Origin of the sequence: Paraburkholderia sp. (assembly GCF_035501035.1) — a bacterium.
Classification (GTDB): domain Bacteria; phylum Pseudomonadota; class Gammaproteobacteria; order Burkholderiales; family Burkholderiaceae; genus Paraburkholderia.
In genome coordinates, this window is the sequence record NZ_DATJWR010000469.1 from 1 (window position 1) to 9,601 (window position 9,601).

9 protein-coding genes are annotated in these 9,601 nt (G+C 66.2%); 8 read left to right on the forward strand and 1 reads right to left on the reverse strand.

Features of this window, described 5'->3' with window-relative positions; all coding sequences use genetic code 11:
• Positions 1 to 881 (reverse strand): LysR substrate-binding domain-containing protein (locus VMJ11_RS32570; RefSeq protein ID WP_325625187.1); only part of this gene is annotated, 881 nt, incomplete at its 3' end.
• 296 nt (positions 882 to 1,177) lie between these two features.
• On the opposite strand from VMJ11_RS32570, the gene VMJ11_RS32575 reads away from it, so the two are divergent.
• Genes VMJ11_RS32575 through VMJ11_RS32610 form a run of 8 tightly spaced genes read left to right on the forward strand, consistent with a single transcriptional unit; the run spans position 1,178 to position 9,486 of the window.
• Positions 1,178 to 2,083: an SDR family NAD(P)-dependent oxidoreductase gene (locus VMJ11_RS32575; RefSeq protein WP_325625188.1), complete on the forward strand. Its 906-nt coding sequence runs from the start codon at positions 1,178 to 1,180 to the stop codon at positions 2,081 to 2,083.
• Positions 2,083 to 3,375, forward strand: a complete 1,293-nt coding sequence (locus VMJ11_RS32580; protein ID WP_325625178.1) for an acetyl-CoA hydrolase/transferase family protein — start codon at positions 2,083 to 2,085, stop codon at positions 3,373 to 3,375. The genes VMJ11_RS32575 and VMJ11_RS32580 overlap by 1 nt, the downstream gene beginning before the upstream one ends.
• Positions 3,376 to 3,432: 57 nt before the next feature.
• Complete coding sequence (locus VMJ11_RS32585) at positions 3,433 to 4,632, forward strand: acetyl-CoA C-acetyltransferase (protein ID WP_325625180.1); 1,200 nt, start codon at positions 3,433 to 3,435, stop codon at positions 4,630 to 4,632.
• A 45-nt stretch (positions 4,633 to 4,677) separates the two neighbouring features.
• Positions 4,678 to 5,853, forward strand: coding sequence for a hypothetical protein (locus tag VMJ11_RS32590; protein ID WP_325625181.1), 1,176 nt, complete (start codon positions 4,678 to 4,680; stop codon positions 5,851 to 5,853).
• On the forward strand, positions 5,850 to 6,986 hold the full coding sequence (locus VMJ11_RS32595; RefSeq protein WP_325625183.1) for a lipoate--protein ligase family protein: 1,137 nt from the start codon (positions 5,850 to 5,852) through the stop codon (positions 6,984 to 6,986). The genes VMJ11_RS32590 and VMJ11_RS32595 overlap by 4 nt, the downstream gene beginning before the upstream one ends.
• Entirely contained in the window at positions 6,983 to 7,774 is a 792-nt protein-coding gene (locus VMJ11_RS32600) for an enoyl-CoA hydratase/isomerase family protein (protein ID WP_325625184.1), read from the forward strand. The genes VMJ11_RS32595 and VMJ11_RS32600 overlap by 4 nt, the downstream gene beginning before the upstream one ends.
• 21 nt (positions 7,775 to 7,795) lie before the next feature.
• The gene (locus tag VMJ11_RS32605; RefSeq protein ID WP_325625185.1) at positions 7,796 to 8,665 is read left to right on the forward strand and encodes a MaoC/PaaZ C-terminal domain-containing protein; all 870 of its coding nucleotides are present in this window, start codon (positions 7,796 to 7,798) and stop codon (positions 8,663 to 8,665) included.
• A gap of 32 nt (positions 8,666 to 8,697) precedes the next feature.
• Positions 8,698 to 9,486, forward strand: a complete 789-nt coding sequence (locus tag VMJ11_RS32610) for a citryl-CoA lyase (protein ID WP_325625186.1) — start codon at positions 8,698 to 8,700, stop codon at positions 9,484 to 9,486.
• The last annotated feature ends 115 nt before the right edge of the window (positions 9,487 to 9,601 follow it).

Below are 9,601 nucleotides of genomic sequence, written 5' to 3' on the forward strand. Positions count from 1 at the left end.
TCGGCCACGAGCAGATCGACGAGCTTGCGCGCGAAGAGGGGCAGCGCGTCGCGCTCGGTCATGCAGATCTGCAGCTTGCGCACGGCCCATTCGTCGGTGAGCGGCACGATCTTCAGCGACATGGTTTGTGCGTGGCGGCGAGCCGTGCCCTCGGGCAGCACGCCAATGCCGATGTTCGCTTCGATCATGCGGCACGCGGCCTCGTAGTTCCCGAGCTGGATGCGCCAGCGTATGGCGCGCTGCAGGTCGGAAGAAGCACGCTTCAAGAACGAGAAAATCGCGCTTTCGTCGGGCGGCCCGACGAAGTCGTAATCGAGCGTGTCGGCAAACGCAATTTCGCGCGCCTGTGCGAGTGGATGGCTGAGCGCGGTGGCGAGCACCAGCCGGTCGCGCCGGTACGGCAGGACCTGAAGGCCCTCGGTGCGCACATTGCCCGCCACGATGCCGATGTCGATGGAGCCGTCCTGCACCGCGCGCACGATGTCGGGCGACAGACGCTCGTGAATGTCCACGTACACATCGGGATGATTGATGAGGTAGGTGCGCAACACGGCCGGCAGGAACTCGCTCATCGCCGTGGTGTTCGCGAACACGCGCACGTGGCCTTTCACGCCTTGCGAGTACTCCTGCAAGTCGCCGCTCAGTTGCTCCAGCTGCTTGAGCACGCGCCGCGCGTGCGCGAGCAGCGTTTCGCCGGGGCCGGTGAGCGTCACGCCCTGGCTCGTGCGGCTCAAGAGCTTGACGCCCACCTGTTCTTCGAGATTCTTGATGCGCGTGCTCGCCGCGGGCAGCGACAGGTGCGCGCGTTCCGCGCCGCGCGTGAGGCTGCTTGCCTCGGCCACGTGAGTGAAGAGCTTCAGGTCGACGAGATCGAAATGCATGGGTTGGCCTGCCTGTCTCCATTTGCGGCTGCTCATGCCCTCGCCACGTGATTGAGTGGCGAGCAGGCAGGCGAGCAGACCCCGAGCATTATTGCGCCGCAGCGTTCAGCGCGCCATTAGCGATAGCACGGGTTAATCCTGGCCGAAATGGGCATTCGGCATATCCAAATTGTGCAGCTGTACCCGATACGTCAAGCTGCGACTCGAGCGGCACAGATTATCACGCGACGATTCAATACGAATGAGTGCCCGGCACTAAGCGGGCTGGAGGAGCGAGAACGATGACGACGCAACGAATGCTGGAAGGCAAGGTAGTGGTGGTGACAGGCTCGGGCGGGGGCATTGGCCGCGATATCGCGCTGATGATGGCGCGCCACGGCGCGAAGGTCGTGGTGAACGACGTGGGTGCTTCGCTTGCCGGCGAGGGCCACAACGACGGCCCCGCGCAAGCCGTAGTGAACGAGATCAGGGCCTTCGACGGCCAGGCCACCGCGAACACCGACAGCGTGGCCGACCCGGCGGGCGCCGCGCACATCGTGCAGAACGCGCTGGACGTGTTCGGCCGTATCGACTGCGTGGTAAACAACGCGGGCATCCTGCGCGACCGCTTCTTCCACAAGATGAGCGAAGAAGAGTGGGACGCCGTGCTGAAGGTCCATCTCTACGGTTCGTACTACGTCTCGCGCGCCGCAGCCGACCATTTCAAGGAGCAGCGCAGTGGGGCGTTCGTGCATATGACGTCCACGTCCGGCCTGATCGGCAATCTTGCGCAGGCGAACTACAGCGCGGCGAAACTCGGCATTGCGGGGCTCTCGAAATCGATCGCGCTAGACCTTGAGAAGTTCGGCATCCGCTCGAACTGCATCGCGCCGTTCGCCTGGAGTCGCATGATCAACTCGATCAAGGTCGATTCGCCGGAACAGGAAGCGCGCGTCGCGAAGATCAAGCAGATGACTCCGGCGAAGATCGCTCCGCTCGCCGTCTACCTTGCGAGCGAGCAGGCTGCGGACGTGACGGGACAGATTTTCGCAGTCCGTAACAACGAGATTTTCCTGATGAGCCAGCCGCGCCCGCTGCGCTCGGTGCATCGCGGCGAAGGCTGGACGCCGGAGACGATCGCCGAGCATGCCATGCCGGCGCTGCGCAAATCGTTCCATTCGCTCGACGTATCCGCCGACGTCTTCAGCTGGGACCCGGTTTGATGACGCACGGCACGCGCGCGGGCCGCAGCGTCGACGTCGCGCAGCTCGATTTCGCACAGTACGTGCGTCCCGGCGATACGGTCACATGGGGCCAGTGTGGCGCCGAGCCATGCACGCTCACGGAGCTGTTGATGGCACAGCGCCGCGCGCCAGGCGGCCGCTTTCGCGTGTTCGTGGGTTCGTCGTGGTCCGGCACGCTCGACCCCGCCTTTGCCGATTGCGTGGACTTCGTTGCTTACGGTGCTTCGGGCACGAACCGGCGGCTCGAGCGCGCGGGCGTGCTCGACATCCTGCCGTGCCATTACTCGCAGTTTCGCAGCGTGCTCACGAGTGGTCCGAATCGCATCGACGTGTTGCTGCTGCAGGTCGCGCCCGCCGACGAGACGGGCCACTACAGCCTCTCCATCGCGCACGAATACCTCGTGCCGCTCATCGACAGCGCACGCGTCGTGATCGCGGAGGTCAACGCTGCCGCGCCGTGGACTTACGGCAAGCGCACGTTGCGCGCCGGGGACTTCGACGTTCTGGTCCATACCGACCGCGCGCCTCTGGAGGCGCCGGCCACGCAGGCCGGTGAAATCGAGCGGCGCATCGCGCAGCACGCCTCCTCGTTGATCGAAGACGGCTCGACGATCCAGTTCGGGCTCGGCGCGCTGCCCGAGGCCATCGTCGGTCAATTGCGCGACCGGCGCGAGCTTGGCGTGCACAGCGGCACCATCGGGGATGCAGTGGTCGACCTGATCGAGGCGGGCGTGGTCACCAATGCGCGCAAGTCGCGCGATCGGGGCGTAAGCGTCGCCGGCACGATGATGGGTACGCGCAAGGTCTACGCGCACGCGCATCGCAATGCGCAGATCCAGTTTCGCTCGACCGCCTACACGCACGACATCGATGTGCTCGGCAGTCTCGATCGCTTCGTGGCGATCAACTCGGCGCTCGAAGTCGATCTGACCGGGCAGGTCAATGCGGAGGCAGCGGGCGGACGCTATGTAGGCGCCGTGGGTGGCGCGCTCGACTTCATGCGTGGCGCGTCGCGCTCGCGCGGCGGCGTGGCGATTGTCGCGCTCGCTTCGAGCGCGCGCCACAGCAGCCGCATCGTCGCGCATCTGTCGGGGCCGGTCAGCACGCCGCGCAGCGACGCGGCCGTGATCGTGACCGAACACGGTGTGGCCGATCTGCGAGGACTCACGCTCGCACAACGCGTGGAGCGCATGCTCGCCATCGCGCCGCCCGAGTGCCGCGAAGCGCTGGCGCAGTCGCATCACGCGAGCCGCGATGCCGTGACAGTTTGACCGGGCGTGCATGCTGCGCAGGGATGGACAACCACGCAACATATAAAGGAATCCGAAATGAGAAGAGCAGCGATAGTTGCGCCGGTGCGCACGCCGGTCGGCACTTTCGGGGGCAGCCTGCGGCCCGTGTCGGTCGAGACGCTGGCGGCCACGGTGCTGAGGGAAACCATCTCGCGCAGTGGCGTGGACCCGGAGCGCATCGAGGATGTGGTTTTCGCGCAGTCGTATGCGAACAGCGAAACGCCCTGCATTGGCCGCTGGGCCGCGCTCGAAGCCGGGCTGCCGGTCCACGTGCCGGGCATGCAGCTCGATCGCCGCTGCGGCGGCGGCCTGCAGGCAGTGGTGACAGCCGCGATGATGGTGCAAAGCGGCGCCGCGGACGTGGTCGTGGCCGGCGGCGTGGAGAGCATGAGCAACATCGAGTACTACACGACGGACATGCGCTGGGGCGCACGTTCGGGCTCGGTGAGGATGCACGACCGGCTCGAGCGCGGCCGCGAACGTTCGCAGCCCGAAGCACGTTTCGGCTACATCTCCGGGATGATCGAGACAGCCGAGAACCTGGCAAAGGAATACGGCATCACGCGCGAGGAGGCCGACGCGTACGCGGTGCGCAGCCACCAGCGCGCGGCAGCGGCCTGGGAGTCGGGCCGCTTTGCCGGCGAAGTGGTGCCGGTTGCGGTGCCGCAACGCAAGGGCGACCCGGTGTTGTTCGCACGCGATGAGGGCGTGCGCGCGGATGCGAGCGAGGCCTCGCTCGCGAAACTCAAGCCGCTCATGAAAGACGGCACCGTCACGGCGGGCAACGCCAGCCAGCAAAACGATGCGGCGGCCGCCTGCCTGATCGTGGCCGAGGATCAACTCGACAAGCTTGGCCTCACGCCGCTCGGCTATCTGACCGGCTGGGCCGCTGCGGGCTGCGAGCCCGCGACCATGGGCATCGGCCCGGTGCCCGCCGTGCAGAAGCTGCTGCAAAAGACCGGACTGAGCTTTGATCAACTCGATCTCGTCGAGTTGAACGAAGCCTTCGCGTGCCAGGTGCTCGCCGTCCTCAAGGGCTGGGGATGGCACGACGAATCGCGCCTGAACGTCAATGGCTCGGGCATTTCGCTCGGTCACCCGATCGGCGCGACCGGGGTGCGCATGCTCACGACGCTGCTGTATGAACTGCAGCGTCGCAAGGGCCGCTACGGTCTGGAAACGATGTGCGTGGGAGGCGGGCAGGGCATTGCAGCGATTTTCGAGCGCGCAGCCTGAGCACAGCGGCGCAGCGTCCGCAACAAAGGAGACAAGGAGGAGACGATGCTCGATTTGCTCAACGCGCAGCTGGCGCGGCTGCAGACGCACCCGTTCTATTCGGGCCGCCTGCCGCGTAGTGTGGCGAGTGCGGCCGAGTTCGCGCAGCGCGTGCCGCTGATGTCGCGCGCGCAACTGGTGGCCGAGATGGCTCGCCCAGGCTACGGCGCGTTTGCGCCACAGGTGCCGCCGGTGCGTGTCCATCTCACGCCGATGGGCGCGACGCTCGTGCCCATCCTGCACAGCGCGGCCGACCTGCGCGCAATCGAAGCGGCATGCGGCCAGCATCTCGACGCCTGCGGCATCGGCCACGGCGACGTGTGCATGGTGACTTTCGGCTATCACCTGTTCGTCGCGGGCTTGTTCTACCAGAGCCAGATGGAGGCGCGCGGCGTGGCATGCATTCCACACGGCCCGGGCGAGACCGAGCGCGCAGCGCGTGTCGCACGGCAATGTGGGGTGACGGTGCTGGCCGGCAATCCGTCTCACGCGCTCAAGCTCATCGAAGCGGGATGCCCGGTGCCGCGCGTGTTTTTCGCGGGCGGTGAAGCGTTCACGGGCAACGCCGCGCTCTACGCGCGGGTGCGCGAGGCGATGCCGGGCGCGCTGCTGATCGACAGCTACTCGCTTTCCGAGTGCTTGCCCGTTGCGCGCACGTTTCCCGGTTCTCAAGGTGTGCACGTGTTCGACGAACTTCTGTATGCCGAAGTCATCGATCCGGATACCGGTGCCCCCGTAGCAGAAGGCGAACGCGGCGAACTCGTGCTCACGCATCTGAAGAAGGAGTTGCAGCCGCTCGTGCGCTATCGCACCGGCGACCTCACCGTGCTCGAACGTACCGCGCCCGTGCATGGGCGCACGGTGTCGTTGCCTCGCGTGGTGTTCGGGCGTGCCGATTCGATGGTGAAGATCAAGGGCGTGAAGGTGTACCCGTCCGAACTGAAGACCGTGCTGCTGGGCGTGGAAGGTGCAACCGGCGCATATCGTCTCGTGATCGGCCGGAAGGACCATGGCGGCGACCAACTCACGCTTCAGGTGGAAGGAGCGCCCGGGCACGCGGCGATCGAAGCCATCGCCGAGCGCTTCAAACGCCAGACGCTGATCCATGCGGACGGGATCGAGCCCGTCGCGAAGATTGAAGGCGAGGCGCTCGTCGAAGATACACGGAGAGAGACAACATGAATGCAGGCACAACGAATAGCGCGGCGCCGTGGCGCCTTCTTGTCGGCAACCACAGCTATGCGGACTTTTCGATCTCGGTGTCGCCGGCTGTGGAGCGTGCCGTGGCCGAAAAGCTCGCGCCGCCCACGGTATATCTAAACATCTTCAACGAAGACAGCATCACGGTGGGCGTGAACGAAGATCCCAACCAGGTGCTCGATCTTGCTTTCTGCCGCAGCAACAACGTGCTGGCGCGGCGGCGCGTGAACGGCGGCGGCGCGATCTATGCGGGGCGCGGCTCGGCATTTCTCGCGTTCTATCTGCCGCTCGGGTTGCCCGGCGTGCCCGATACGGCGGCGCAGGCGTTTCCCACCATACTCGGGCATGTAGCCGAGGCGCTGCACGACGTGTTCGGCGTGCAGGCCGCCTACCGGCCGCTCAACGACGTCGAGATCGATGGGCGCAAGCTCGTGGCCACTTCGCTCAAGATCGAGGGCGGCGTGCTGACGTTTCGCATCCTGCTGAACGTGAAGGCCATCGACACGGCCATCGCGGCGCGCGCGATGCCCATGGCGCCCGAGAAGGTGAAGGACAAGAAGTACAAGGATCTCGGCTCGCGCTACACGTATCTGGAACAGGAATTGGGCCGCGAGGTGAATGCGGACGAACTCTCCGCGTGGGTGCGCGCGTGCGTGCGTCGCACGTTCGGCGAAGTCGTGCTGGAGCCGGGAGCGCTCGCCGGCGACGAGCTCGCTTTCGCCCGGCAATACGAGCGCGAACTGCACGAAGAGAGCTGGTTCCACGAGAAGAGCGAGGCCACACGCTATGCGCCACTCACGCTTGCGGGCGATCGTATCGTGCGCGGGCGCGAAAAAGCCCCCGCAGGGCTGATCTGGCTGAGCCTGCTCGTGCGCGAAGGCACCGTGGTCAAGGCCATCGTCAATGGCGACTGGCATCCGCGTCCGTTGGCTTCGGTCGCCTGGCTCGAAGACGGTTTCACCGGACTCGCCGCCACGCGCGAAGCGTGCGCGGCGCATATCGAGGCGTTCCTTGCCCGCACGGATGTCGAATTCGCGGGCGTCGAGCCGATCCATGTCATCACGGCGCTCGACAAGGCGCTGGCCGAACTTGCAAACGAAAAGGTGAGCGCATGAGCGAAGTGACGCTGCTGGTCGAGATCGAGGAGGGGATTGCGACGCTCACGTTCAATCGCCCCGAAGCGAAGAACGCGCTCAACGGCGAGATGCGCGTGGAACTGCTCGAAGCGGTGCAGCGCATCCGCGCTGACCGCGACGTGCGCGCCGTCGTGCTGCGCGGCGCGGGCAATGACTTCTGCTCGGGCGGCGACGTGCGCGGCATGAGCGTGACGAGCGCGGAAGCGGGCCGCAACCGCATCGACGATCTGCATGGCTGGGTGAGCACGCTGATCGATCTCGATCGTCCCGTGATCGCGGCCGTGGATGGCGTGTGCTACGGCGCAGGCTTCAGCTTCGCGCTCGCGGCCGATTTCGTCATCGCCAGCACGCGCGCGCGCTTTTGCATGCCGTTCATGAAGGTGGGCCTCGTGCCCGACTGCGGCGCGTTCTATACGCTGCCGCGAGTGGTGGGTCTCGCGCGCGCGAAGGATCTCGTCTTCACGGCGCGTGAGATCAGTGCCGCGCAGGCGAAAGAGATGGGCGCGGTGCTCGAAGTGGTCGAGCCGGAAGCGCTGCGGGCGCGCGCCGCGCAGATTGCGGCGAGCCTCGCGGCCGCATCGCCGATTGCCTTTGGTCTTGCCAAGCGCGCGCTGAACCAGTCGCTTGGCAGCGATCTGCGCACGATGCTCGAAATCGAGGCGGCGGCGCAGGGTATTGCGTTCACGACCGGGTTCCATCACGAGGCGGTGAAGCGCTTTCGCGAGAAGGCCGATCCGCTCTTCAAGTGGCCGACTGCAGTCGCCTGATCCCTCACTTCGCACACTGCCATGACGATCGACTATCACACCCTGCGCAATTGGCCGTTCCAGGATATCGAGCAGAGCTATACCGCACGCGACGCGATGCTCTACAGCCTCGCCGTGGGCTACGGCGCGAATCCGGTTGATCAGGATGACCTGGCATTCGTCTACGAGAAGGAGCTGCGCGTGCCGCCGACGTTCGCGGTGGTGCTCGGCTTTCCCGGCTTCTGGGCGCGTGATCCGCGCTCGGGCATCGACTGGGTGCGCCTGCTGCATGGCGAGCAGAGCCTTGTGATTCACAAGCCGCTGCCGCCTGCCGCTACCGTGATCGGGCGCTCGCGCATCACGCGCGTCGTCGACAAGGGCGCGGGCAAGGGCGCACTGCTCGAAATCCAGCGTAGCATTACGGACAAGGCGAGCGGCGAGCACTACGCGACCGTCACGCAGCTCACGTTCTGTCGCGGCGACGGCGGCTTCAGCGCCAGCAACGGCTTGAGCGACGAGACGCCGCCCGCGCCGCCGCCCATGCCCGAGCGCGCGCCGGACCACCATTGCGATCTGCCTACGCGGCCGGAAACGGCGCTGATCTATCGCCTTTGCGGCGACGACAACGCGCTGCACGCCGACCCGCAGGTGGCAAGGGCGGCCGGATTCGAGCGGCCCATCCTTCACGGTCTCGCCACGTGGGGCGTGGCCGCGCATGCGGTGCTCAAGACACTGTGCGCGAGCGACCCGGAGCGCCTCGTCGCCTTCCACGCGCGCTTCACCTCGCCCGTTTATCCCGGCGAGACGATCCGCACGGAGATGTGGCGCGAGGGCAACGAGGTGAGCTTTCGCGCGTGCGCGCTGGAACGCGACGTGCTCGTGCTCAACAACGGACGTGCGCAAATGCGCTGAACGCTACGCTGTATAACGAAGGAATCGCTACCATGGCCCGTCAACCGAAACCGCTCGTGCGCTCCGATATCGCCTATAGCACGCCCGATCGCATCGTCGTGCGCGGCAAGAGCCTGCCCGACGAGGTGCTCGGCCACATGAATCTCGGCGACTTCGCCTTTCTGCAGCTCACGGGCAAGACCGCCACGCCGCAGCAGTCGGCCATGTTCAATGCCATCGTCATCACGCTCGTCGAGCACGGCATGACGCCGAGCGCTATCGCGGCGCGCATGACGTACGCGGGCGCGCCCGAGTCGTTGCAGGCGGCCGTGGCTGCTGGGTTGTGCGGGCTCGGCTCGGTGTTCGTCGGCAGCATGGAGGGCGCGTGCCGCATGCTTTCCGAGACGCTCCCCTACGACGCCACCTGCGACGACCTCGAAAAGCTCGCCGTCGATACGGTCGCGGCCTGGCGTGCACGCGGCACGCCGATTCCGGGCCTCGGGCACCCGCTGCACAAGCCCATTGATCCGCGCACGCCGCGCCTTTTCGAACTCGCCGCGCAGAACGGTATGTCGGGGCGCTACGTGAAGCTCATGCAGCTGATCGGCGCCGAGGCAGAGCGCGTGTCGGGCAAGGCACTGCCGATCAACGCAACGGGTGCGATCGGCGCGATCTGCTGCGAATTCGGCTTTCCGTGGCGCATCGTGCGCGGCTTCGGCGTGATGGCGCGCGCAATCGGACTCGTTGGCCACCTGCTCGAAGAAGGCGAGCGGCCGATGTCGTTCGAGCTGTGGCAGCGTGTGGAAGACGAGGCTTCGGCGCATCTGCGCGGCGAGGCCTGACGCGCACGGTCGTCGGTGAAAGGCGCGTGCAAGCCTGGGCCCACGTCGCACGGGGCATTAACGAAAGCGAAAGTCCCGATTCGGCAAAGCCAACTTCGCGAAACGGCGTGAGCCG

Excerpts from the sequence above, each read along its gene's own strand:
- VMJ11_RS32575 (WP_325625188.1), top strand. The coding sequence starts at position 1,178 with ATGCTGGAAGGCAAGGTAGTGGTGGTGACAGGCTCGGGCGGGGGCATT.
- VMJ11_RS32580 (WP_325625178.1), top strand. The coding sequence starts at position 2,083 with ATGACGCACGGCACGCGCGCGGGCCGCAGCGTCGACGTCGCGCAGCTC.
- VMJ11_RS32585 (WP_325625180.1), top strand. The coding sequence starts at position 3,433 with ATGAGAAGAGCAGCGATAGTTGCGCCGGTGCGCACGCCGGTCGGCACT.
- VMJ11_RS32590 (WP_325625181.1), top strand. The coding sequence starts at position 4,678 with ATGCTCGATTTGCTCAACGCGCAGCTGGCGCGGCTGCAGACGCACCCG.
- VMJ11_RS32595 (WP_325625183.1), top strand. The coding sequence starts at position 5,850 with ATGAATGCAGGCACAACGAATAGCGCGGCGCCGTGGCGCCTTCTTGTC.
- VMJ11_RS32600 (WP_325625184.1), top strand. The coding sequence starts at position 6,983 with ATGAGCGAAGTGACGCTGCTGGTCGAGATCGAGGAGGGGATTGCGACG.
- VMJ11_RS32605 (WP_325625185.1), top strand. The coding sequence starts at position 7,796 with ATGACGATCGACTATCACACCCTGCGCAATTGGCCGTTCCAGGATATC.
- VMJ11_RS32610 (WP_325625186.1), top strand. The coding sequence starts at position 8,698 with ATGGCCCGTCAACCGAAACCGCTCGTGCGCTCCGATATCGCCTATAGC.